Origin of the sequence: Priestia sp. JSM ZJ58 (genome assembly GCF_044383985.1) — a bacterium.
Lineage (GTDB): Bacteria > Bacillota > Bacilli > Bacillales > Bacillaceae_H > Priestia > Priestia zanthoxyli.
Genome location: NZ_JBISEM010000006.1, coordinates 34,706 through 59,463, shown reverse-complemented (window position 1 = coordinate 59,463; position 24,758 = coordinate 34,706). Strand labels below are relative to the sequence as shown.

Genomic DNA, 24,758 nt, shown 5'->3' with positions numbered 1-24,758 from the left:
AGGTTGATAGGTCAGAGGTGGAAGCGTGGCGACATGTGTAGCTGACTGATACTAATCGATCGAGGACTTAACCAAACTTTTAAAAGCGTAAGCTTTACTCAGCAAACTGTTACCTAGTTTTGAGAGAGCAATCTCTTGTCTGGTGGCGATAGCGAAGAGGTCACACCCGTTCCCATACCGAACACGGAAGTTAAGCTCTTTAGCGCCAATGGTAGTTGGGACTTTGTCCCTGTGAGAGTAGGACGTTGCCAGGCACCTGAAAAAGGACTAGCTATTTTAGCTAGTCCTTTTTTGTTTACAATTTATTTGTTTTATGAAAAAGTATAGTAAGAACAATAAAATTCGCGATTTGCAGGTTTTGAAATAAATTTTAGTGGCAACGATAAAAGTAAAGAATAAACTTTAATAGTACATAGTTGAAAATTTTTTCGTTTCCTTTTATATTTAAATTAAGGTCAAATATAGTCAAAGTCAGAAGGAGGGGGCAGCGTGCCAAATATCTCTGACATTATCGAACAGTATTTAAAACAAGTACTTGAATTAAGTGAAAGAGAAATTGTTGAAATAAGGCGCAGTGAGATTGCTGATAAATTTCAATGCGTTCCGTCGCAAATTAATTACGTTATCAATACCCGCTTTACGGTTGAGAGAGGTTATCTTGTAGAAAGTAAGCGAGGCGGCGGCGGATTTATTCGTATTGCAAAAGTAAAAATGCATGATGCAGCGGATTTGTTTCAGCAAGTGATTGAGATGATTCAAAATGAAATTTCACAAGTAAGTGCTGAAAATGTCATTATTAGGTTAGTTGAAGAAAAAGTCATCACAGAACGAGAAGCAAAAATCATGTTGAGCGTTATCAATCGTTCAGTTATTAATATTGAACTTCCTTATCGTGATGAGCTAAGAGCCAATCTTTTAAAAGCAATGCTTAATTCATTACGCTACCGATAAGCTCATGATCTATTTTATTTAGAACAGGGAGTGATGACAGGATGATTTGTCAGCAATGTGAAACGAGACCTGCAACTCTTCACTTCACAAAAATTATTAATGGTGAAAAGACGGAGATGCACGTATGTGAACAATGCGCTTCAGAAAATGGAGATGCATTTTCTTTTTCAAATCAGCAAGGTTTTTCAATCAATAACTTACTAGCTGGCCTACTTAACCTAGACCCAGCAGTAACTGAAAATTATAAGAAACAAAGTCAGGACGTTCTTTCTTGTCCTACTTGTGGCATGACATATCAAAAATTTGCTAAAATCGGCAGGTTTGGATGTGCAGATTGCTACAAAACATTTGAGCGACCTCTTATTCCTTTCTTGAAGAGGCTGCATGGAGGTAATTATCTACATCATGGAAAAATACCAGCAAGAATTGCAAGTAATCTTCATTTAAAAAAGGAATTACAGGCATTAAGATTGAACTTAAAAGAGTATATCGAAAAAGAGGAGTTTGAGAAAGCAGCCGAACTCCGAGATCACATTCGATTACTAGAAAAGAAGATGAACGAATCGAGAGAGGAGGAAGCGTAATTCATGTCCCAGGATTTGTTCTTTTCCCAGCCTGTTAGCTCTTGGATGCGTCAAGAAGCTTCGAATTCAGATATTGTGCTAAGCAGTCGAATCAGGCTGGCTCGAAATTTAACTCATTATCTTTTTCCAACTCTCTTTTCTAAAGAACAAGCAGTTGAAGTGGTTCGAGTATTTGAGCAAGTTTTTCAAAAAAGCGAGAACACCAATCAGTGGAATTTGCATTTACTAAAGATGAACGAATTACAGCCTCTTCAAAAGCAAGTGTTGGTTGAAAAACATCTTATCAGTCCTAACTTGGCTGAAGGAGACAACAACGGAGCTTGTTTTTTATCAGAAAAAGAAGATTTGAGTATTATGGTTAATGAAGAAGATCATTTACGCATACAATGTTTATTTCCAGGCCTTCAATTATCTGAAGCTTTAAGCACAGCGAATAAAGTAGATAATTGGATTGAGAAATACGTAGATTATGCGTTTGATGAAAATAGAGGGTATTTAACCAGCTGTCCCACAAATGTGGGTACTGGGCTACGTGCATCTGTGATGATGCATCTGCCGGCTTTAGTGATGACCCGTCAAATTCATCGTATTATTCCCGCTATTAACCAGCTTGGCTTAGTGGTGAGAGGAATTTATGGAGAAGGTAGCGAAGCTTTAGGGAATATCTTTCAAATTTCTAATCAGATAACCTTAGGGAAATCTGAAGAAGATATTGTGGCAGATTTAAATAGTGTCGTACAGCAGTTAATTACACAAGAGCACTCTGCAAGAGACGCACTGTTTAAAACATCTCATGTAGAGTTAGAAGATCGAGTGTATCGTTCATATGGAGTATTGGCCAATAGCCGTATTATTGAGTCCAAAGAAGCTTCACAATGTTTATCAGATGTTCGATTAGGAATCGATTTAGGGTATATAAAAGGACTGAGTCAAAATATATTGAATGAACTTATCATTATGACGCAGCCAGGCTTTTTACAAAAGTATTCGGGAGGGCCCCTAAAGCCTCAGGAACGTGACATTAAAAGAGCCACCTTAATTCGAGAACGTCTCACTATAAATAAAAACACAAATTAAACGTGGAGGGTGACGATTATATGATGTTTGGTAGATTTACAGAGCGCGCACAAAAAGTATTAGCTTTAGCACAGGAAGAGGCACTACGCCTAGGTCACAACAACATTGGAACGGAGCACATTTTATTAGGTATCGTTCGTGAAGGTGAAGGAATTGCAGCAAAAGCTCTTTCTGCTCTAGGCCTAAGCACTGAAAAAATTCAAAAAGAAGTGGAAGCATTAATTGGCAGAGGCCAAGAATTAACGCAGACCATTCATTATACACCTCGAGCGAAAAAAGTCATTGAACTTTCAATGGATGAAGCCCGAAAGCTTGGTCATTCTTACGTAGGAACAGAACATATCTTACTAGGCTTAATTCGTGAAGGTGAAGGCGTTGCAGCACGCGTTTTAAATAATCTAGGTGTCAGCCTAAATAAAGCTCGTCAGCAAGTACTTCATTTATTAGGTAGCAATGAAGCTGCTTCAAGCCATCAAGGCGGAGGTTCTTCAAATGCCAATACACCTACGCTAGACAGCTTAGCACGCGATTTAACAGTTGTAGCGCGCGAAGGAAGCTTAGACCCTGTTATCGGACGTGGGAAAGAAATTCAGCGTGTTATTGAAGTGTTAAGCCGACGTACAAAAAACAATCCTGTATTAATTGGGGAGCCAGGTGTCGGTAAAACGGCAATCGCTGAAGGTTTGGCTCAGCAAATCGTCAACAATGAAGTTCCAGAAATTTTACGTGACAAACGCGTTATGACTTTGGATATGGGAACGGTCGTGGCTGGTACAAAATATCGCGGAGAATTTGAAGATCGCCTGAAGAAAGTAATGGATGAAATTCGTCAAGCAGGTAATATCATTCTCTTTATCGATGAGTTACACACATTAATTGGCGCTGGTGGTGCAGAAGGTGCTATCGATGCTTCTAATATTTTAAAACCGTCTCTTGCTCGTGGAGAACTTCAGTGTATCGGTGCTACGACTTTAGATGAATACAGAAAATATATTGAAAAAGATGCAGCGTTAGAGCGTCGCTTCCAGCCAATTCAAGTGGATGAACCAACGTTGGAAGAGTCTATTCAAATCTTAAAAGGGCTTCGTGACCGTTATGAAGCGCATCACCGAGTATCTATTTCTGATGAGGCAATCGAGCAAGCGGTGAAACTATCAGATCGCTACATTTCAGATCGTTTCTTACCGGATAAAGCAATCGATTTAATTGATGAAGCTGGTTCAAAAGTGCGTTTACGTTCATTTACAACGCCGCCAAATTTAAAGGAATTAGAGCAAAAATTAGAATCAGTACGCAATGAAAAAGATGCGTCTGTTCAAAGTCAAGAATTTGAAAAAGCAGCATCTTTACGCGACACAGAACAACGCCTACGCGAAGAATTAGAAGACACAAAGAAAATTTGGAAAGAGCAGCAAGGTAAAGAAAACTCAGCTGTAACCGTAGAAGATATTGCGATGGTGGTATCTAGCTGGACGGGTGTACCGGTCTCTAAACTGGCACAGGAAGAGACAGAAAGACTGCTAAACATGGAAGAGATTCTTCACTCTCGTGTAATTGGGCAAGAAGAAGCGGTAAAAGCAGTTGCAAAAGCTGTGCGCCGTGCTAGAGCAGGCTTGAAAGATCCAAAACGCCCAATTGGTTCATTCATTTTCTTAGGACCAACAGGGGTTGGTAAAACAGAGCTTGCACGCGCATTAGCGGAGTCAATCTTTGGCGACGAAGACGCAATGATTCGTATCGATATGTCTGAGTACATGGAGAAACATTCTACTTCACGCTTAGTAGGTTCACCTCCAGGATATGTTGGATACGAAGAAGGCGGCCAGTTAACGGAAAAAGTAAGAAGAAAACCTTACTCAGTTGTTCTTTTAGACGAAATTGAAAAAGCACATCCGGATGTATTTAACATTTTATTACAAGTGTTAGAAGATGGACGCTTAACAGATTCAAAAGGCCGTACAGTTGATTTCCGTAATACGATTTTAATTATGACATCAAACGTAGGTGCGGACACATTAAAACGGAGCAAGCACTTAGGGTTCACAGTAGAAGCAGAAGGCCAAGACTACAAAGATATGAAAGGAAAAGTAATGGCGGAAATGAAGCGCGCATTCCGTCCGGAGTTCCTAAACCGTATCGATGAAATTATCGTCTTCCATTCATTGGAGAAACCTCACTTAGCTGAAATCGTTAAATTAATGGCGGACCAGTTAACAAAACGCTTAAAAGAGCAAGAAATTGATCTTGAATTAACAAAAGAAGCAATTGATAAGATTGCAGAGGAAGGTTTTGACCCAGAATACGGCGCTCGTCCACTTCGTAGAGCAATTCAAAAACATATTGAAGACCGTTTATCTGAAGAGCTGCTAAAAGGGGTTGTTCAAAAAGGTCAGAAAGTGACGCTAGATGTAGACAAAGGAGAATTTGTTGTTAAATCCTCCGCTCCAAGCAGCATCAGCTAAATTTACTCAAACCAAGACGAGGCATACGAAAAAACACGTATGCCTCCCTTTTTATTTTAGCTTAGGAAATAGTGTACAATAGAGATAGAAATCGATTGAATGAACGGAGAGATTGATAACATAATGGCGAAACGAAAAACAAAATTTGCATGTCAGCATTGCGGATATGAATCCGCAAAATGGATGGGGAAATGTCCTGGATGCGGAAGCTGGAATTCGATGGTGGAAGAAATGGAAGAAACGAAATCATCACGCCGAGGAGCTTTTTCCGGAGCTACTGCTTCTAAAGTTCAAAAACCTCAGTCAATTACAGCGATTGAATCTACAACAGAACCACGGATTTTTACACCTTCTGCAGAGTTAAACCGTGTATTAGGAGGCGGTATTGTCAGAGGGTCACTCGTTTTAATAGGGGGAGATCCGGGTATCGGAAAGTCTACTTTACTTTTGCAAACCTCCGCGCAGTTAGCAATGAAACAAAATAAAGTACTATATATTTCGGGAGAGGAATCAACCAAACAAACGAAGTTAAGAGCGGACAGGCTAGGTGTAAAAGCTGAAGAGCTTTATGTTCACGCAGAAACAAACTTAGAATTAATACTAGAGGCCATCTCAAGCATGCAGCCTGATTTTGTGGTGATTGATTCAATTCAAACCATTTACCATGCTGATGTGACATCAGCGCCAGGAAGCGTCTCACAGGTGCGAGAGTGTACGGCTGAACTAATGCGTGTTGCTAAAACGAATGGCATTGCCATCTTTATTGTGGGTCATGTAACGAAAGAAGGGGCCATTGCGGGTCCAAGACTTCTTGAACATATGGTAGATACGGTTCTTTATTTTGAAGGAGAGCGCCATCATACGTATCGTATATTAAGAGCGGTTAAGAACCGATTTGGATCTACAAATGAAATGGGCATTTTTGAAATGAAAGAAAGTGGGCTAGAAGAAGTATTGAATCCATCTGAAATCTTTCTAGAAGAACGGTCTCAGGGAGCAGCAGGTTCGGTTGTTGTCGCTTCAATGGAAGGGACAAGACCCGTATTAGTAGAGCTGCAGGCGCTAATCAGTCCAACGAGCTTTGGAAACCCTAGAAGAATGGCGACAGGAGTAGATCATAATCGCGTTTCGCTTATCATGGCTGTCTTAGAAAAGCGTGTAGGAATGCTGCTGCAGAATCAAGATGCTTATTTAAAAGTAGCAGGTGGAGTGAAATTAGATGAACCAGCAATCGATTTAGCTGTAGCCGTTAGCATTGCTTCAAGCTTCAGAGATGCTGCTTCTAGCGCTACAGATGTTATTGTAGGAGAGGTAGGATTAACAGGCGAAGTACGCCGAGTGTCTAGAATTGAACAGCGCGTTCAAGAAGCGGTAAAATTAGGGTTCCAACGAATTATTATTCCGGAGAAAAATTTAGGAGGATGGAAAGTCCCAGATGGTATTGATGTGATTGGGGTATCAACAGTAGCGGAGGCTCTGCAATATACATTAGGAGGATAAGCAGTGGAAGGAGAAAAAACAACAGTTAGTCAAAAACAAATATCAGAAATTCTGCAGTTTGTAGCACCAGGAACCCCTATTCGTGACGGTATCGATAACGTCTTGCGGGCAAAGACGGGCGGCTTAATTGTTATGGGCTACAATGAACAAGTCAAAAAGATGGTAGATGGAGGATTTTCGATTAATTGTGCATTTACACCTGCGCATTTATACGAGTTAGCCAAAATGGATGGAGCGCTTATTTTAAACGACAGCGGAAGCAAGATATTGTTTGCTAATGCTCAGCTCATGCCAGATCCCTCTACCCCTTCTTCACAGACAGGAATGCGTCACCGTACAGCGGAGCGCGTAGCTAAGCAGTCAGGTGTATTGGTGATAGCCATTTCACAAAGACGGAATGTGATTACGCTTTACAAAGGGTCTCTGCAGTATGTATTGAAAGACATTAGCGTTATTTTAGCAAAAGCGAATCAAGCGCTTGGAACCCTTGAAAAGTACAAGGCGGTATTAGATGAATCGATTACAAGTCTCAGTGCATTAGAGTTTGAAGAGCAAGTAACTCATACAGATGTGCTGCAGTCGCTTCATCGTACAGAAATGGTTTTGCGTATTAAAAATGAAATTTTGAGCTATATTAGCGAGTTAGGAACAGAAGGAAGGCTAATTCGTCTCCAAATGAATGAACTGCTTTCTCACTTAGAGGAAGAAGCAACTTTATTAATCAAAGATTATATGTATGACCTCAGCTTTGACCCTTACCGAGTGATTGAACGCATGCAGCAGCCGTCAAATAATGTTCTTCTCGATGACCAAACGCTCCTTCGCTTAATGGGATATCCTATGTATACAAGCTTTGAAGACAGCGTTATTCCTAGAGGGTATCGAATGCTTCATAAAATTCCAAGACTTCCATCGATTATTATTGAAAATCTCATTGATGAATTAGGGGATTTAAAAACGATAGCAGATGCGTCGGTAGAAGAATTGGATGAGGTAGAAGGCATCGGTGAAATTCGAGCACGGAAAATTAGAGAAGGCCTAAAAAGACTAAAAGAGCAGCATCTTACAAACCGTCAGCTATAGGATATTAATTGACATTAAATGTTTGATTCATTAAGATATTGTGAAAATACAAAAAAAGTGACAGTTTGTTTACAAATTCTGTTTTTTGGTTAAATAACAGGTTTCAATCATTGTAAACTGTTTATAATGATAAAGGGAGGTGAAGGCGTGTTAAAACGTTTTGTACAGTTATTTTTTATTATTACAGGTGGTACATTGGGCGTCTTTTTTATACCTGAACTTATTCAATTATTAAATCTGCAAGATGTAGCATTTCTAGAAAAACCTTACGTCGATGCAATACTGGGAGCTATTTTGTTTTTCCTTGTCACGTTTTGGATTGTTGATTATATAGTTGAATTAATTCGCCGAGTGGAAGAGGCGTTGCTGAAGGCGCCTGTAACGGATGTACTTTTTGGTAGCTTAGGATTGATTTTAGGGCTTATTGTAGCCTACTTGGTCGGAGCTTTTTTAGGCAGAATTCAACTTCAAGTAGTAAGTACCATTTTACCAATCTTTCTAAGTATTCTTTTAGGTTACTTAGGGTTTCAAGTCGGGTTTAAAAAACGTGATGAGCTTGTGAACGTGTTTTCCATGCCATCTCGAATTGGGAAGAAAAAAGGGCAAGAAGAAGAAGGAGATAATGAAGAATCACTAAAGTCTCTTAAAATTTTAGATACAAGCGTTATTATTGACGGTCGTATCGCAGATATTTGTCAAACAGGATTTTTAGACGGAACGATTGTTATTCCGCGCTTTGTGCTTGAGGAACTTCAGCATATTGCTGATTCGTCGGATGTTCTAAAACGAAACAGAGGTAGACGAGGTCTAGATATTCTAAACCGTATTCAAAAGGAACTGGCAATGAAGGTAGAAATTTATGAAGGCGATTTCGAAGACATTCAAGAAGTGGACAGTAAGCTGGTCAAATTGGCAAAGCTGACTTCTGGGTTGGTCGTTACAAACGACTTTAATTTAAATAAAGTATGTGAACTTCAAAATGTCGGCGTCTTAAATATTAATGACTTAGCAAATGCCGTTAAGCCAATTGTGCTTCCGGGAGAAGAAATGAATGTGTTGGTTATAAAAGACGGTAAAGAGCATAATCAAGGTATTGCCTATCTTGATGACGGTACAATGATCGTGGTAGAAGAAGGAAGAAATTACATTGGAAAGCAAATTGATGTACTGGTGACGAGCGTACTCCAAACCTCAGCAGGCCGTATGATTTTTGCGAAACCCAAGTTATTAGAAAAAGCACTGTGACGTAACAGGTAAAGGGAGTATACCTATGAAGTATGAAATTATCGTTTTAGCTGCAGGGCAGGGGAAGCGAATGAAAGCGGGGCGGAACAAACAATTTTTAACTATTCAAAACGTTCCGCTTATCATTCATACGCTGCAAAAATTCGAACAAGATCCTTGGTGCAGTGGAATTGTACTAGTTGTAAACGAAAAAGAAGTAGCGATTTTTGAAGAGTTATTAACTGAATATCCAATTCAAAAGGTTCAATCATTGACAGTTGGAGGCGATGAACGTCAACATAGCGTTTATAACGGCCTTAAAAGTCTAAAGCAGGCTCAGATGGTATTAATTCATGATGGCGCTCGACCATTTGTTCAACAAAACACAATCCATGAGTTAGTAGAAAAAGCTGCTAGTGATAAGGCTGCTGTACTGGCTGTTCCAGTAAAAGACACAATTAAGCGTGTGGAACAGGGGACTGTCATTGAAACAGTTGAGCGCTCTAGCTTGTGGGCTATTCAAACGCCGCAGGCTTTTCTTTTTGATGTAGTAATGGATGCACACGAAAAAGCAAAAACAAATGAATACTTAGGCACCGATGATGCAAGCTTAGTAGAAAAAGCAGGACAAAAAGTATCGATTGTAGAGGGAAATTACGATAATATAAAACTAACAACACCAGAAGATTTGTTATATGCAGAAGCTATATTAACAAAGCTAAACAGGACTGAAGGAGTGGAAAAATGAACATTCGAGTAGGACAAGGTTTCGACGTACATGAATTTGCAGAAGGAAGACCTTTAATCATCGGCGGTTTAGAAATTCCGTATGAAAAAGGATTATTAGGCCACTCAGATGCAGATGTGCTATTACATACAATCGCAGATGCCTTATTAGGAGCGGCGGCTAAAGGAGATATCGGAAAGCATTTTCCGGATACAGACCCTGAATTTAAAGATGCTGATTCAGCAAAGCTTCTTCAACACGTATGGAAACTACTAAAAGATGAAGGTTATGAATTAAGCAATGTAGATTGCACGATTATCGCGCAAAAACCTAAAATGGCTCCTTACATTGAACCAATGAGAGAGCGTATTGCGCAGCTGTTAGAAGCAAGCATTTCTCAAATTAACGTCAAGGCAACAACAACAGAAAAGTTAGGTTTTACGGGACGTGAAGAAGGAATCGCTGCCCAAGCAGCCGTTTTAGTTTATCAAAAATAAAAACAGTTGACTTTGACAGATACCTATTTGGTGATAAAATTAGAACATGTCTAAAACATATAAATACATACTATAAGTAATATTAAATTGGAGGTCATCTTAGTTATGTCAAGCGAAGTAAGAGTTCGTTATGCCCCGAGTCCAACTGGACATCTTCATATAGGGAATGCAAGAACAGCACTATTTAATTATTTATTTGCACGAAATCAAAACGGTAAATTTATTATCCGTATTGAAGATACAGATCAAAAGCGTAATATCGAAGGCGGCGAAGAAAGTCAGCTGCGCTATTTAAAATGGTTAGGTATTGAATGGGATGAAAGTATCGACGTAGGCGGGGAGTACGGTCCTTACCGCCAGTCTGAACGTACGGAAATCTATCAAAAATATACGGAAGAACTTCTTGAAAAAGGATTAGCTTATCACTGTTACTGTACGTCAGAAGAGCTTGAAAAAGAGCGTGAAGAACAGCAGGCGAACAGTCAAATGCCGCGCTATTCAGGTAAGTGCCGTAACTTAACAGCTGAACAGCGTGCTGAACTAGAAGCAGAAGGCCGTGAGCCGAGCATTCGCTTCCGTGTTCCTAGTAACACAGAAATTAAGTGGAATGATATTGTCAAAGATGAAGTATCGTTTGAGTCTGAAGGCATTGGTGATTTCGTTATTGTGAAAAAAGACGGTACACCAACATATAACTACGCTGTAGCCATTGATGATTATCTAATGAAGATGACACATGTTCTACGCGGAGATGACCATATTTCCAATACACCGAAGCAAATTCTTGTGTATGAAGCTTTAGGTTGGACGCCTCCTGTATTTGGTCATATGACGTTAATCGTAAATGAAAATCGTCGCAAGCTAAGTAAACGTGATGAGTCAATCATTCAGTTTATCGAGCAATATAAAGAATTAGGCTACTTGCCAGAAGCACTATTTAATTTTATTACAATGCTTGGCTGGTCACCTGTGGGGGAAGAAGAAATTTTCTCTAAAGAACAGTTTATTGAAATTTTTGACCCAGCTCGTTTATCAAAATCTCCAGCACTATTTGATACAAGCAAATTACGTTGGATGAACAACCAATACATGAAACAATTGGATTTAGATGAGGTAGTAGCTTTATCAGTTCCTCACTTAGTGAAAGCTGGAAAAGTTGAAGAAACGCGCGATGCAGAAACAGAACAATGGGTACGTGACTTAGTCGCTCTATACCAAGAACAAATGAGCTTTGGCGCTGAGATTGTTGAACTTACTGAAATGTTCTTTAAGAAAGAAATTGATTACAGTGAAGAAGCAAAAGCAGTACTTGCTGAAGAACAAGTACCGGAAGTGTTAAAAGCATTTGCTGAAGAGATTTCTTCTTTAGAAGAATTCAGCGCTGATGAAATTAAGGCAGCAACAAAGGCTGTACAAAAAGCAACAGGTCAAAAAGGTAAAAAACTATTTATGCCAATTCGTGTAGCAACAACAGGCGAAACACACGGTCCCGAGCTTCCAAAAGCTATTTCTCTTTTAGGAAAAGAAACAGTTTTAGCTCGTCTAGAAAGCATTTATAGTTAACAAATTTCTATTTTGCCCATATGATAAAATAATCAAATATGGATATCGTTGAGAAGGAAGAGTAGGCAAGTTCATTGCATATCAGAGAGGGTTATCACCGGCTGAAAGTAACCTATGACAAAACTTGTTGAAGTGCGCCTTTGAGTCTTTTGTTGAATGCTACTAAGTAAGTAGGCAAAAGCGGGTACTTTCACGTTATGAGAGAAGAGTTGGGATTGTTTGTTGATCCAAACAGAGTGGAACCGCGTATATACGTCTCTGTGTCATTTGACATAGGGGCGTTTTTTTATACAATCAATGAGTAGATAGAGGAATAGCGGAATTGGGGTGAGATGATGCTAAAGTTGTTAAAGGAAGACATTGAGGCCATATTTGAACAAGATCCTGCAGCAAGAAGTTATATTGAAGTGATATTAACCTATTCAGGGTTGCATGCTATTTGGGCACATAGATTCGCTCACGGGCTTTTTAAAAGAAAGTGGTTTTTTCTGGCACGTGTAATCTCACAAATTAGCCGATTCTTCACAGGGATTGAAATTCATCCGGGTGCGAAAATTGGCCGCCGCTTTTTTATTGACCACGGAATGGGAATTGTTATTGGGGAAACGTGCGAAATTGGAGATAATGTAACAGTATATCAAGGAGTAACACTCGGAGGAACAGGGAAAGAAAAAGGAAAGCGTCACCCGACGATTGAAGACAATGTCTTAATTGCAACAGGTGCTAAAGTGCTAGGATCGATTACGATTCATGCGCACTCCAAAATTGGAGCAGGCTCAGTTGTGTTAAATGACGTCCCAGAAAACTCAACGGTTGTTGGTATCCCTGGCCGAGTCGTCATTCAAAATGGCGTCCGGATTCCAAAAGATTTGAATCATCAAGATTTGCCAGATCCAGATGCAGAGCGTTTCAAACAGCTAGAGAAAGAAATTTTACACCTGCAAAATCAATTAAAGGAATTAAAAGAAGGGAAGATTCACCATGGCAATTAAGCTATATAACACGTTAACACGTCAAAAAGAGACGTTTGTACCGCTAGAAGAAAACAAAGTCAAAATGTACGTGTGCGGACCGACCGTGTATAACTATATTCATATTGGAAATGCACGTCCTGCGATCGTATTTGATACGGTGCGCCGCTATTTAGAATTTAGAGGCTACGACGTGGAGTATGTCTCAAACTTCACAGATGTGGATGATAAATTAATTAAGGCAGCAAAAGAGTTAGGAGAAGATGTTCCAACGATCGCAAACCGCTTTATCGATGCCTACTTTGAAGATACGTCAGCTCTTGGATGCAAGCATGCCGATGTGCATCCACGCGTAACTGAAAATATGGATATCATTATTGAGTTCATTGATGAACTGGTGAAAAAAGGCTATGCGTATGAGTCAGAGGGCGACGTATACTATCGTACGCGTAAATTTGAAGGATACGGAAAATTATCACATCAGTCCATTGATGAATTGCAATCCGGTGCTCGCATCGAAGTTGGAGAAAAGAAAGAAGATCCATTAGACTTTACTCTTTGGAAAGCAACCAAAGATGGAGAGATTGCATGGCATAGCCCTTGGGGTCAAGGAAGACCAGGCTGGCATATTGAATGCTCGGCGATGGCGCGCAAGTATTTAGGTGATACAATTGATATCCACGCAGGCGGCCAGGATTTAGCTTTCCCTCATCACGAAAATGAAATTGCTCAATCAGAAGCGCTCACTGGGAAATCGTTTGCGAAATACTGGCTTCATAACGGATATATCAATATTGATAATGAAAAGATGTCTAAATCACTAGGGAATTTCGTGTTAGTTCATGACATTATTAAAAAGCATGATCCTTCTCTACTTCGATTCTTTATTTTATCTGTTCACTATCGTCACCCAATTAACTATAACGAAGAAATTTTAGAGAATACGCGCAAAGGGTTTGAGCGTCTGCAAACAGCTTACGGCAACTTAACTCACCGTCTAGAGGCAGCAACAAATCTTCAAGAAGATGCTTCAGAATGGTTCGAAAAGCTAAAAGAGCTCCGCGAAACCTTTGTTGAAGAGATGGATGATGATTTTAATACGGCAAATGCCATTTCTGTTCTGTTCGAGCTAGCAAAGCAAGCTAACTTGTATTTATTAGAACAAACAACGTCTACAGATGTAATTGAAGCCTTTATTAAAGAGTTTAAAGAACTAGGTGCTGCAATAGGCATTGCGTTTGGAGAAGCTGAACTTCTAGACGAAGAAATTGATCAATTGATCCAAGATCGTATTCAAGCTCGTAAAGATCGTAATTTCCAATTAGCAGATCAAATTCGAGATGAATTAAAGGCTAAAAATATTATTTTAGAAGATACGGTGCAAGGAACAAGATGGAAAAGAGGATAATAGTGTTATGAGCAGCAGTAAATTAGATGTAAAACAGCTAAATAGCTTAGCTCTTGCTTATATGGGTGATGCGGTGTTTGATTTACATGTTCGCCGCCACCTGCTGGTGTTAGGGACAGTGCGCCCTAACCAGCTTCATAATAAAGCTAAAAAATATGTATCAGCAAAAGCACAAGCACAAATCGTATATTATTTTAAAAATGAAAACTTTTTTACTGAAGAAGAAGAAGGTGTACTGCGCCGAGGACGCAATGCAAAGTCTGGTACAGTCCCTAAAAACACAGATGTGCAAACGTATCGCTACAGTACAGCATTTGAAGCGGTCGTAGGCTATTTGTATCTTTTAGGTGAAGAAGAAAGAATGATGGAACTTATTACTAAAGCTATCTCTTTCGTCGATGAAGGAGAGGGAGGAATGAATCATGGAACATGAATTTATCATTGGACGTAATCCGGTCCTAGAAGCCCTAAAGTCTGGGCGTGACATTAACAAACTATGGATTGCCGAAGGATCGCAAGGCGGTTCTATGGGGCAAATCACGCAGTTAGCAAAACGTAATGGTGTATTGGTGCAGTTTGTACCGAAAAAGAAAATTGAGCAAATGGTAGACGGTATTCATCAAGGAGTAGCTGCACAAGTTGCTGCTTATCAGTATGCAGAGTTAGATGATTTATTTAACTTAGCGGAAAAACGTAATGAAAGTCCGTTTTTCCTTCTATTAGATGAGCTCGAAGATCCCCATAATTTAGGTTCTATTATGCGAACAGCCGATGCCGTTGGCGCACACGGTATCATTATTCCAAAGCGCCGTTCAGTTGGATTAACGGCCACTGTAGCAAAGGCGTCTACAGGAGCGATTGAACATATTCCTGTAGCAAGGGTAACAAACCTATCAAGGACGATTGATGAATTAAAAGATCGAGGCGTATGGATTGTTGGAACGGATGCGAAAGAAAGTGACGATTACCGCAACTTAGATGGAGGTATGCCGCTTACGTTAGTGATTGGAAGTGAAGGAAAAGGCATGAGTCGTTTGATTCGTGAAAAATGCGACTTTCTTGTACAGCTTCCAATGGTTGGGCATGTTACATCGTTAAATGCATCTGTAGCAGCTAGTCTTCTCATGTATGAGGTTTACCGAAAACGCCATCCTCTAGGTGAATAAAAATGGATATTCTACTGGTGGATGGTTATAACATGATAGGTGCGTGGCCCGACCTAAGAAAGCTTAGAGATAATGATTTAGCGGGTGCTCGAGACCTGTTAATTGAAAAGATGGCAGAGTATCAAGCATATATGGGGTATCGTGTCATTATTGTCTTCGATGCTCATATGGTCGAAGGAATTGAAAAGAAGGCAAAAAATCATAAGGTTGACGTTGTATTTACACGAGAAAATGAAACAGCGGATGAGTACATTGAAAAGCTGGCTCAAGAGCTAAACAATGTAAAGACACAGATTCATGTTGCTACATCTGATTTTACGGAGCAGTGGGCAATCTTTGGACAAGGTGCGCTTAGAATTTCTGCTCGAGAATTGTACAACGAAATTGAGCAAATTGAGAAACATATTAATCTTGATGTGAAGTCTATTCAAAATCAAAAGCCAGCGGCACGCATTCAACTTTCCAATCAAGTAGCCGAAATTTTCGAAAAATGGCGCCGGGGACAGCGGTGAGGTTATTGACGGTACGGAATTAGCTACTGTATAATATTTCTATCTACTGTGCGGTCGGGGGGATCGATATGGGCGATACTTATGGGAGAAAACTGCATGCTCATTTCGAACAACAAGAGGATGAAACAGTTGTCGATCTTGTGCATAAAGGCGATATTGACGCATTAGAGTATTTGATTCATAAATACAAAAACTTTGTGCGAGCAAAGGCGCGGTCGTATTTTTTAATTGGGGCAGACCGTGAAGATATTGTACAAGAAGGTATGATAGGGTTATACAAGGCAATTAGAGATTTTAGAGAAGATAAGCTAACTTCGTTTAAAGCTTTTGCTGAACTTTGCATTACCAGGCAAATTATTACCGCTATTAAAACCGCAACAAGGCAAAAACATATTCCATTAAACTCTTATGTATCATTGGACAAGCCAATATATGATGAAGAGTCCGACCGAACCTTAATGGATGTTATTTCGGGGACAAAAGTAGCAAATCCAGAAGAGCTGCTCATTAATCGAGAGAAGTTTGATGATATTGAATTAAAGATGGCTGAACTGTTAAGTGATCTTGAGCGAAAAGTTCTCGTTCTTTATTTAGATGGTCAATCTTATCAAGAGATTTCAGAAGAGTTAAACCGCCACGTCAAATCCATCGATAATGCACTTCAGCGTGTGAAGAGGAAATTAGAGCGCTACCTCGAGATTCGTGAAATCACAATGTAGCCTTCTATCCTCATATTGACATGCTAAGAAAGTCTGTGATACTTTTTTATAGACATTATCACTCTATAGGTGGTTGACATTATGCGTAAAAAAGTTGTACTTGCGTGTGTGCAATGCGCTAGTCGTAACTATACGACTATGAAAAACACACAGCAAAACGAAGAGCGTTTAGAAATGAAGAAGTTTTGCAAAACGTGTAACGCACATACGATTCATCGTGAAACAAAGTAGATCAATAATCTGCACAGACTAATACCCCTTTTAATTTATTGGAGGTTACAAACATGAACCGTGTAGGAAATTTCTTGCGTGATGTTGGGCGTGAGATGAAGAAGGTAAGTTGGCCTAAAAAAAATGAGCTAACTCGTTATACAATTACTGTTATTTCTACAGTTGTATTTATGACACTCTTTTTTGTAGTAGTTGATTACGGAATTTCGTCACTTATTCGTTTAATCCCTTGAATAAATTGACTTAAATCATGGTATAATAAAGCTAAATTATGTTTTTTTCAGAAAAGCCCGGAGACGGGTTTTTTAATTTGCTTTAAGAATGATTGTGCTAGGAGTCAACTATTTTCCTAGTGCGTTGTCTGTGCAATAGATTAGGACATCTTATTTTATAGTGAGCTGGGAGGGAAGGACGTATAGTCCTCAGAAATGGAGAAAAATTGGTATGTAGTCCATACTTATTCTGGATATGAAAATAAAGTAAAAACAAATTTAGAAAAGCGCGTAGAAACAATGGGTATGCAAGATAAAATTTTCCGCGTTGTTGTTCCTGAAGAAGAAGAAAGAGAAATTAAGAACAACAAAGAAAAGATTACAAAGAAAAAAGTATTCCCAGGGTACGTGTTAGTTGAAATCATCATGACAGATGATTCATGGTATGTAGTTCGTAATACACCTGGAGTTACGGGCTTTGTAGGTTCAGCAGGTTCTGGATCAAAGCCAACTGCTCTTCTACCAGAAGAAGTAGAAATGATCTTAAAACAAATGGGCATGGACGAGCAGCATGCTGACTTTGACTTTGAACTAAAAGAAACAGTATTGGTTCAAGAAGGTCCGTTTGCAAACTTCGAAGGTACCATTGAAGAAATCGATACAGATAAACGTAAAGTTAAGGTTCATGTCGATATGTTCGGAAGACAAACGCCAGTAGAGCTAGACTTTACACAAATTGAAAAAATATAATCTGTAAGACCTTGCAATTCATGAAGTTTAATGTTAATATTTCATAAGTCAGTATGTCTCAAAACTAGAGACTAAAACAACTATTTCTTTATTTTATATATAAAGAACATTGAGTGGGAGGGCATCGCCCTATTACCACATCACGGACTTAAGGAGGTGTGTCTCGTGGCTAAAAAAGTAATTAAACTTGTTAAGTTACAAATTCCTGCAGGTAAAGCAAATCCAGCGCCACCAGTTGGTCCTGCATTAGGTCAAGCCGGTGTTAACATCATGGGTTTCTGTAAGGAGTTTAACGCTCGCACAGCTGATCAAGCTGGTCTTATCATTCCTGTTGAAATCACGGTATTTGAAGACCGTTCATTTACATTTATTACGAAAACTCCACCTGCTGCTGTACTACTTAAGAAAGCGGCTGGTATTGAGTCTGGTTCTGGTGAACCAAACCGTAATAAAGTTGCAACAGTCAAGCGTGACAAAGTGCGTGAGATTGCTGAAACTAAAATGCCTGACTTAAACGCTGCTAGCGTTGAATCTGCAATGCGCATGGTAGAAGGTACAGCGCGCAGTATGGGAATCGTAGTTGAAGACTAATTCCATTTGATTGGGTGTTAGAAGGTTGCGAGAAATGGAAGTTTTCCTATGCTCGCAACCTTTATTAGTGGGAGGTTATTCCGTTAAAACCACATAAGGAGGAAACAAAAATGGCTAAAAAAGGTAAAAAGTACGTTGAAGCTGCTAAGCTTGTAGATCGTACACAAACTTATTCAGTACAAGAAGCGATTGAATTAGTAAAGAAAACAAACACAACTAAATTTGATGCAACTGTAGAAGTAGCATTCCGTTTAGGAGTTGACCCTAAGAAAGCTGACCAACAAATTCGTGGTGCAGTAGTACTACCAAACGGTACAGGTAAAACTCAACGTGTATTAGTATTCGCTAAAGGCGAAAAAGCTAAAGAAGCTGAAGCTGCAGGCGCTGACTACGTTGGCGATGCTGACTACATCAACAAAATCCAACAAGGTTGGTTCGAGTTCGATGTAATCGTAGCTACTCCAGACATGATGGGTGAAGTTGGTAAACTTGGTCGTGTATTAGGACCTAAAGGTTTAATGCCAAACCCTAAAACTGGTACAGTAACATTTGATGTTCAAAAAGCAGTTAACGAAATCAAAGCTGGTAAAGTAGAATACCGTGTTGATAAAGCTGGTAACATCCACGTACCAATCGGTAAAGTATCTTTCGAAGAGAGCAAGTTAGTTGAAAACTTCACTACAATCTTCGAAACTATGGTAAAAGCTAAGCCGGCAGCAGCAAAAGGCACATACATGAAGAACGTAGCTGTTACTTCAACAATGGGCCCTGGTATCAAAGTTGATACTGCTTCATTCTCTGCTTAATAAATTTGGAAATAAATCGGTGTTGACTTTTTGAAAGTCCCTGATTATAATAGATAATGTTGTTAAAAAGAATAACATTTGTACCGTAGACAGTAGGTGCTGCAAAGCTTAATTTCCTACCGAGGTGTGTGAGATAAATTAGTGAAACGTTATGGTTCGCTTACTACACCTTCATGTCTTTATTGTCATGGAGGTTTTTTATTGCACCTTGTCTGAGTGTACGGAAGGAAATCTACAGGAGGTGTAAAGATGAGCAACGTAATTGAACAAAAGAAACAAGTCGTAGACGAAATTGCTGAAAAACTTCAAGCGAGTAACTCAATAGTTGTCGTTGACTACCGTGGTTTGAATGTTGCTGAAGTTACTGAACTTCGTAAGCAATTACGTGAAGCAGGCATTGAGTTCAAAGTTTACAAAAACACTTTAACTCGCCGTGCTGTAGAAAAACTTGAACTAACAGATCTTAATGATGCGTTAGTAGGTCCAAATGCAATCGCATTTGGTGGAGAAGATGTTGTTGCTCCAGCTAAAATTTTAAACAACTTCGCTAAAGAACACGAAGCGTTAGAAATCAAAGCTGGTGTAATTGAAGGTAATGTTGCATCTGTTGAAGAAATTAAAGCACTTGCAGAACTACCATCTCGCGAAGGCTTACTTTCTATGTTGCTTAGCGTGCTTCAAGCTCCAATTCGCAACCTTGCTCTTGCTACAAAAGCTGTGGCAGATCAAAAAGAAGAACAAGGTGCATAATCTAGTCTGTTATATATAACACAATCACAAGGAGGAAATTAACAATGACTCAAGAACAAATCATTGAAGCAGTTAAAAATATGACTGTTTTAGAACTTAACGATTTAGTAAAAGCAATCGAAGAAGAATTTGGCGTAACTGCTGCTGCTCCTGTAGCTGTAGCTGGCGGTGCTGCTGGTGAAGCTGCTGCTGAGAAAACTGAATTTGACCTAGTACTTGAAAGTGCTGGCGGACAAAAAATCAAAGTTATCAAAGTAGTACGTGAAATCACTGGTCTTGGCTTAAAAGAAGCTAAAGAAATCGTTGATAACGCTCCAAAAGCTCTTAAAGAAGGTATTTCTAAAGAAGAAGCTGAAGAAGCAAAAGCTAAACTTGAAGAAGTTGGCGCTTCTGTAGAAGTTAAGTAATTATTGCTTAACAACTGATATAAAAAAGCTCGCTTGTACAAGCGAGCTTTTTTGCTTCTGTCATCCTTTTCATTTATAGTAAAGAAGAACATATTGATTAGGAGGTTCTATTTTGACAGAACATTATTTTTCTAATACACCATCGTCTGCAAGTAATGAAGAGCGCTTTTCATTTGAATTGAGAGGAACCTCTTTTTCATTTACGAGTGACAGCGGTGTTTTTTCAAAAAAAGAGATCGATTTTGGATCGCGCCTGTTAATTGAAACGTTTCAAATGCCTGAGAGTCCCGGCCAGCTTCTGGATGTTGGGTGCGGATATGGCCCGATTGGGTTGGCTCTTGCAAAAGAGGATAGCCAAAGAAACGTTCATATGGTCGATGTTAATGAACGTGCATTAGCACTAGCTCAAAAAAATGCTGAAGTTAATTCAGTATCAAATGTTTCAATCTATCAAAGCTCTTGCTATGAAAATGTGAAGGAAACGAATTTTGCAGCTATTCTTAGTAATCCGCCGATCCGTGCGGGTAAAAAAGTTGTTCATGAAATTCTAGAAAAGTCATTAGATCACCTTGCTGACCAAGGAGAACTTTGGATTGTGATTCAGAAAAAGCAAGGAGCGCCATCTGCTCTTGCGAAATTAGAATCTCTATTTAATGAAGTAGAAGTAGTAGAAAAGAAAAAAGGGTATTATATCATATGTGCTAAAAAATGTTGACTAATATTTTTTAGTATGTTAGCATTATAAAATGCCAATATATAAATATTCCATATAAGCTCGGGTTATACATAAAATAAAAGGTATAATTTTGAATTATATGGGAAAAACTAATAAAATCAATAGTACGTTTTTATGAAATTGTGGTTTTCTATTTAAAGAGACCATTTTTCTTTTGTTCAATAATAAACATATGGTTTATTATATATTTTGAATAATAACGCTTGATTTGAGGGGTGAATCAGTTGACAGGTCAACTAGTTCAGTATGGACGCCACCGCCAACGCAGAAGTTATGCTCGTATTAGTGAAGTTTTAGAGTTACCGAACTTAATCGAGATTCAAACGGCTTCATACCAATGGTTTTTAGATGAAGGTTTACGAGAAATGTTCCAAGATATTTCTCCAATTGATGATTTTACAGGTAACTTATCACTAGAATTTATTGATTACAGCTTAGGTGAGCCAAAGTATTCAGTAGGAGAGTCTAAAGAACGTGATGTAACTTATGCAGCACCTCTTCGTGTTAAGGTGCGGTTAATTAATAAAGAAACAGGTGAAGTAAAAGACCAAGATGTGTTCATGGGAGATTTCCCATTGATGACCGAAACAGGTACCTTTGTAATTAATGGTGCTGAGCGTGTTATCGTATCACAGTTGGTTCGTTCACCAAGTGTTTACTATAGTGGAAAGCTTGATAAAAACGGTAAAAAAGGATATACAGCAACTGTTATCCCTAACCGTGGTGCATGGCTAGAATATGAAACTGATGCAAAAGATGTAGTATACGTGCGTATTGATCGTACTCGTAAACTGCCAGTAACAGTGCTGTTACGCGCGCTAGGTTTCGGTTCTGACCAAGAGATTATCGATTTAATCGGTGATAATGAATACATCCGTAATACGCTTGAAAAAGATAATACGGAAACAACGGAAAAAGCGCTATTAGAAATCTATGAGCGTTTACGTCCGGGTGAACCACCGACAGTTGAGAATGCGAAGTCTCTATTAGTATCTCGCTTCTTTGATCCAAAACGATATGACTTAGCGAACGTAGGTCGCTATAAAATTAATAAAAAGCTTCATATCAAACATCGCTTATTTAATCAAAAGCTAGCTGAAACATTAGTTGATCCTGAAACAGGTGAAATTATTGCAGAAAAAGGCGCAATGATTGATCGCCGTCTGCTAGATCGCTTGATTCCGATGCTTGAAGGTGGAGTAAACTTTAAAACTTATAGTCCGGTTGGTGGAGTAGTAGAAGACGATGTTACATTACAATCTATTAAGATTTATGCGCCAAATGATCCAGAAGGTGAAAAAGTCATCACTGTATCAGGCAACGCTTATGTAACAGAAGCAGTTAAAAATATCACACCTGCTGATATCCTAGCATCAATCAGTTACTTCTTTAACTTGCTTCATCAAGTAGGAGACACAGATGATATCGACCACTTAGGTAACCGTCGTCTGCGTTCTGTAGGTGAATTGTTACAAAACCAATTCCGTATCGGTTTATCTCGTATGGAACGTGTTGTTCGTGAAAGAATGTCAATTCAAGACACGAATACAATCACACCTCAACAATTAATTAATATTCGTCCAGTTATTGCGGCGATTAAAGAGTTCTTTGGAAGTTCTCAATTATCACAGTTCATGGATCAAACGAATCCATTAGGCGAATTGACGCACAAACGTCGTCTTTCAGCTCTAGGACCTGGTGGTTTAACGCGTGAACGCGCTGGTTTCGAAGTGCGTGACGTTCACTACTCCCACTATGGCCGTATGTGTCCGATTGAAACTCCAGAGGGTCCGAATATCGGGTTAATCAACTCACTTTCTTCATATGCAAAAGTAAACAAATTCGGTTTCATCGAAACACCTTACCGTCGTATCGATCCTGAAACAGGTAAAGTGACAGAGCGAATTGACTACTTAACAGCTGATGAAGAAGATAACTATGTTGTAGCCCAAGCGAACGCTCGTCTAGGTGATGATGGTTCATTCTTAGATGAAAATGTCGTTGCACGTTTCCGTGGAGAAAACACGGTTATCCGTCGCGATCGTTTAGACTATATGGATGTATCACCAAAACAAGTTGTATCTGCCGCTACAGCATGTATCCCATTCTTAGAGAACGATGACTCTAACCGTGCATTAATGGGTGCGAACATGCAACGTCAAGCAGTACCTTTATTAAATCCTGAAGCACCAATCGTAGGTACAGGTATGGAATATGTATCTGGTAAAGACTCTGGTGCAGCCGTGATTTGTAAATACCCTGGCGTTGTAGAGCGCGTAGAAGCAAAACAAATTTTTGTTCGCCGCTATGAAGAAGTAGACGGACAAAAAGTTAAAGGTAACTTAGATCAATACAAATTATTAAAATTCGTTCGTTCTAACCAAGGTACTTGTTACAACCAGCGTCCAATTGTTTCAGTTGGCGACGAAGTAGTAAAAGGTGAGATCTTAGCCGACGGTCCTTCAATGGAAAAAGGTGAGCTTGCTTTAGGACGAAACGTAATGGTTGGTTTCATGACATGGGATGGTTACAACTATGAGGATGCCATCATCATGAGTGAACGCCTTGTGAAAGACGATGTATATACGTCTGTTCATATTGAAGAATATGAATCTGAGTCTCGTGATACGAAACTTGGACCTGAAGAAATTACGCGTGACATTCCAAACGTAGGTGAAGATGCGCTTCGCAACTTAGATGAGCGTGGAATCATCCGCATTGGTGCAGAAGTAAAAGATGGAGATCTTTTAGTTGGTAAAGTAACGCCAAAAGGTGTAACAGAACTAACAGCTGAAGAACGTCTTCTACACGCTATTTTCGGTGAAAAAGCGCGTGAAGTTCGTGATACTTCTCTTCGTGTACCGCACGGCGGCGGTGGAATTATCCTTGATGTTAAAGTCTTCAACCGTGAAGATGGCGACGAATTACCACCAGGTGTAAACCAATTAGTCCGTGTATACATTGTTCAGAAGCGTAAAATTTCTGAAGGTGACAAAATGGCCGGTCGTCACGGTAACAAAGGTGTAATTTCACGTATTTTACCGGAAGAAGATATGCCTTACCTACCAGACGGTACGCCAATTGACATCATGTTAAACCCATTAGGGGTACCATCTCGTATGAACATCGGTCAGGTGCTAGAGCTTCATTTAGGTATGGCTGCTCGTAAGCTTGGCATTCACGTTGCGTCTCCAGTATTTGATGGTGCGCGTGAGGAAGATGTTTGGGCAACAATCGAAGAAGCTGGCATGTCTCGTGATGCTAAAACAGTTCTATATGATGGTCGAACAGGTGAACCATTCGATAACCGTGTATCAGTAGGAATCATGTACATGATCAAACTTGCTCACATGGTAGACGATAAACTTCACGCTCGTTCTACTGGACCATACTCACTTGTTACACAACAACCACTTGGTGGTAAAGCGCAGTTCGGTGGACAGCGTTTTGGTGAGATGGAAGTATGGGCACTTGAAGCATACGGTGCTGCTTATACATTACAAGAGATCTTAACAGTGAAATCAGACGACGTAGTAGGTCGTGTGAAAACATACGAAGCAATTGTTAAAGGTGAAAACATTCCAGAACCTGGCATACCTGAATCGTTCAAAGTATTAATCAAAGAACTACAAAGTTTAGGTATGGATGTGAAGATGCTTTCTGCTGACGAGCAAGAAATTGATATCATGGACTCAGAAGAGGACCATGAGCAACCAACAGAATCAATTATTGCAGATAACGAAGAAAGCCTTTCTGAAGGACAAAAAGATCCTGTCACAAAAGAGTAAGGAATTACTTTCATATAAACGTTAAGGGAAAAAACCTGTAGAT

Annotated in this window: 25 protein-coding genes, 1 rRNA gene and 2 other annotated features; all 26 genes read left to right on the top strand. The window is 39.4% G+C overall.

Annotated elements, in window-relative coordinates; genetic code table 11:
• Nucleotides 1-138: 138 nt before the first annotated feature.
• Nucleotides 139-254, top strand: a 5S ribosomal RNA gene (gene rrf / locus ACH6EI_RS25955).
• A 235-nt stretch (nucleotides 255-489) separates the two neighbouring features.
• Nucleotides 490-951 (top strand): CtsR family transcriptional regulator, encoded by a 462-nt coding sequence (locus tag ACH6EI_RS25950; protein ID WP_013054895.1) that lies wholly within the window; start codon nucleotides 490-492, stop codon nucleotides 949-951.
• A gap of 41 nt (nucleotides 952-992) precedes the next feature.
• Nucleotides 993-1,535, top strand: coding sequence for a protein-arginine kinase activator protein McsA (gene mcsA / locus ACH6EI_RS25945; RefSeq protein ID WP_028412656.1), 543 nt, complete (start codon nucleotides 993-995; stop codon nucleotides 1,533-1,535).
• A 3-nt stretch (nucleotides 1,536-1,538) separates the two neighbouring features.
• On the top strand, nucleotides 1,539-2,612 hold the full coding sequence (gene mcsB, locus ACH6EI_RS25940; RefSeq protein WP_013054897.1) for a protein-arginine kinase McsB: 1,074 nt from the start codon (nucleotides 1,539-1,541) through the stop codon (nucleotides 2,610-2,612).
• Between the two features lie 20 nt (nucleotides 2,613-2,632).
• Nucleotides 2,633-5,074: an ATP-dependent protease ATP-binding subunit ClpC gene (clpC, locus tag ACH6EI_RS25935; RefSeq protein ID WP_014462041.1), complete on the top strand. Its 2,442-nt coding sequence runs from the start codon at nucleotides 2,633-2,635 to the stop codon at nucleotides 5,072-5,074.
• 123 nt (nucleotides 5,075-5,197) lie between these two features.
• Nucleotides 5,198-6,574, top strand: a complete 1,377-nt coding sequence (gene radA, locus ACH6EI_RS25930) for a DNA repair protein RadA (protein ID WP_013054899.1) — start codon at nucleotides 5,198-5,200, stop codon at nucleotides 6,572-6,574.
• A 3-nt stretch (nucleotides 6,575-6,577) separates the two neighbouring features.
• Nucleotides 6,578-7,657, top strand: a complete 1,080-nt coding sequence (disA, locus tag ACH6EI_RS25925; protein WP_013054900.1) for a DNA integrity scanning diadenylate cyclase DisA — start codon at nucleotides 6,578-6,580, stop codon at nucleotides 7,655-7,657.
• A 147-nt stretch (nucleotides 7,658-7,804) separates the two neighbouring features.
• Complete coding sequence (locus ACH6EI_RS25920; protein ID WP_099330565.1) at nucleotides 7,805-8,902, top strand: PIN/TRAM domain-containing protein; 1,098 nt, start codon at nucleotides 7,805-7,807, stop codon at nucleotides 8,900-8,902.
• Between the two features lie 25 nt (nucleotides 8,903-8,927).
• On the top strand, nucleotides 8,928-9,629 hold the full coding sequence (gene ispD, locus ACH6EI_RS25915; RefSeq protein WP_028412657.1) for a 2-C-methyl-D-erythritol 4-phosphate cytidylyltransferase: 702 nt from the start codon (nucleotides 8,928-8,930) through the stop codon (nucleotides 9,627-9,629).
• Nucleotides 9,626-10,105 carry a 2-C-methyl-D-erythritol 2,4-cyclodiphosphate synthase gene (gene ispF / locus ACH6EI_RS25910; RefSeq protein WP_013054903.1) on the top strand — a complete coding sequence of 160 codons (480 nt, stop codon included), beginning with the start codon at nucleotides 9,626-9,628 and terminating at the stop codon, nucleotides 10,103-10,105. The genes ispD and ispF overlap by 4 nt, the downstream gene beginning before the upstream one ends.
• 105 nt (nucleotides 10,106-10,210) lie before the next feature.
• Nucleotides 10,211-11,668 carry a glutamate--tRNA ligase gene (gene gltX / locus ACH6EI_RS25905; RefSeq protein WP_028412658.1) on the top strand — a complete coding sequence of 486 codons (1,458 nt, stop codon included), beginning with the start codon at nucleotides 10,211-10,213 and terminating at the stop codon, nucleotides 11,666-11,668.
• Nucleotides 11,669-11,707: 39 nt separating this feature from the next.
• Nucleotides 11,708-11,931, top strand: a binding site (T-box leader).
• 72 nt (nucleotides 11,932-12,003) lie between these two features.
• Nucleotides 12,004-12,660: a serine O-acetyltransferase gene (gene cysE / locus ACH6EI_RS25900; RefSeq protein WP_025753192.1), complete on the top strand. Its 657-nt coding sequence runs from the start codon at nucleotides 12,004-12,006 to the stop codon at nucleotides 12,658-12,660.
• Nucleotides 12,650-14,047, top strand: a complete 1,398-nt coding sequence (gene cysS, locus ACH6EI_RS25895) for a cysteine--tRNA ligase (RefSeq protein ID WP_099330566.1) — start codon at nucleotides 12,650-12,652, stop codon at nucleotides 14,045-14,047. The genes cysE and cysS overlap by 11 nt, the downstream gene beginning before the upstream one ends.
• 7 nt (nucleotides 14,048-14,054) lie before the next feature.
• The gene (locus ACH6EI_RS25890; RefSeq protein WP_013054907.1) at nucleotides 14,055-14,480 is read left to right on the top strand and encodes a Mini-ribonuclease 3; all 426 of its coding nucleotides are present in this window, start codon (nucleotides 14,055-14,057) and stop codon (nucleotides 14,478-14,480) included.
• Complete coding sequence (gene rlmB, locus ACH6EI_RS25885; protein WP_014462034.1) at nucleotides 14,470-15,213, top strand: 23S rRNA (guanosine(2251)-2'-O)-methyltransferase RlmB; 744 nt, start codon at nucleotides 14,470-14,472, stop codon at nucleotides 15,211-15,213. Before ACH6EI_RS25890 ends, rlmB begins: the two co-directional genes overlap by 11 nt.
• 2 nt (nucleotides 15,214-15,215) lie before the next feature.
• Nucleotides 15,216-15,725, top strand: coding sequence for an NYN domain-containing protein (locus ACH6EI_RS25880; RefSeq protein ID WP_013081364.1), 510 nt, complete (start codon nucleotides 15,216-15,218; stop codon nucleotides 15,723-15,725).
• Nucleotides 15,726-15,793: 68 nt separating this feature from the next.
• Nucleotides 15,794-16,444: an RNA polymerase sporulation sigma factor SigH gene (gene sigH / locus ACH6EI_RS25875; protein WP_028412660.1), complete on the top strand. Its 651-nt coding sequence runs from the start codon at nucleotides 15,794-15,796 to the stop codon at nucleotides 16,442-16,444.
• Nucleotides 16,445-16,525: 81 nt separating this feature from the next.
• Nucleotides 16,526-16,675 (top strand): 50S ribosomal protein L33, encoded by a 150-nt coding sequence (gene rpmG, locus ACH6EI_RS25870; RefSeq protein WP_013081365.1) that lies wholly within the window; start codon nucleotides 16,526-16,528, stop codon nucleotides 16,673-16,675.
• A gap of 53 nt (nucleotides 16,676-16,728) precedes the next feature.
• Nucleotides 16,729-16,908 carry a preprotein translocase subunit SecE gene (gene secE / locus ACH6EI_RS25865; RefSeq protein ID WP_013054912.1) on the top strand — a complete coding sequence of 60 codons (180 nt, stop codon included), beginning with the start codon at nucleotides 16,729-16,731 and terminating at the stop codon, nucleotides 16,906-16,908.
• Between the two features lie 195 nt (nucleotides 16,909-17,103).
• Nucleotides 17,104-17,637: a transcription termination/antitermination protein NusG gene (gene nusG, locus ACH6EI_RS25860; RefSeq protein ID WP_014462032.1), complete on the top strand. Its 534-nt coding sequence runs from the start codon at nucleotides 17,104-17,106 to the stop codon at nucleotides 17,635-17,637.
• Nucleotides 17,638-17,802: 165 nt separating this feature from the next.
• Nucleotides 17,803-18,228 carry a 50S ribosomal protein L11 gene (gene rplK / locus ACH6EI_RS25855; RefSeq protein WP_013054914.1) on the top strand — a complete coding sequence of 142 codons (426 nt, stop codon included), beginning with the start codon at nucleotides 17,803-17,805 and terminating at the stop codon, nucleotides 18,226-18,228.
• A gap of 110 nt (nucleotides 18,229-18,338) precedes the next feature.
• A complete protein-coding gene (gene rplA, locus ACH6EI_RS25850; protein WP_013054915.1) occupies nucleotides 18,339-19,034 on the top strand; it encodes a 50S ribosomal protein L1 in 696 nt (231 codons plus the stop codon).
• Between the two features lie 65 nt (nucleotides 19,035-19,099).
• Nucleotides 19,100-19,243 (top strand) — a sequence feature (ribosomal protein L10 leader region).
• 40 nt (nucleotides 19,244-19,283) lie between these two features.
• Nucleotides 19,284-19,784: a 50S ribosomal protein L10 gene (rplJ, locus tag ACH6EI_RS25845; RefSeq protein ID WP_013054916.1), complete on the top strand. Its 501-nt coding sequence runs from the start codon at nucleotides 19,284-19,286 to the stop codon at nucleotides 19,782-19,784.
• A gap of 44 nt (nucleotides 19,785-19,828) precedes the next feature.
• Nucleotides 19,829-20,191 carry a 50S ribosomal protein L7/L12 gene (gene rplL, locus ACH6EI_RS25840; protein WP_013054917.1) on the top strand — a complete coding sequence of 121 codons (363 nt, stop codon included), beginning with the start codon at nucleotides 19,829-19,831 and terminating at the stop codon, nucleotides 20,189-20,191.
• Nucleotides 20,192-20,303: 112 nt separating this feature from the next.
• Nucleotides 20,304-20,906: a class I SAM-dependent methyltransferase gene (locus tag ACH6EI_RS25835; protein WP_108674358.1), complete on the top strand. Its 603-nt coding sequence runs from the start codon at nucleotides 20,304-20,306 to the stop codon at nucleotides 20,904-20,906.
• Nucleotides 20,907-21,151: 245 nt separating this feature from the next.
• On the top strand, nucleotides 21,152-24,715 hold the full coding sequence (gene rpoB, locus ACH6EI_RS25830) for a DNA-directed RNA polymerase subunit beta (RefSeq protein WP_099330567.1): 3,564 nt from the start codon (nucleotides 21,152-21,154) through the stop codon (nucleotides 24,713-24,715).
• The last annotated feature ends 43 nt before the right edge of the window (nucleotides 24,716-24,758 follow it).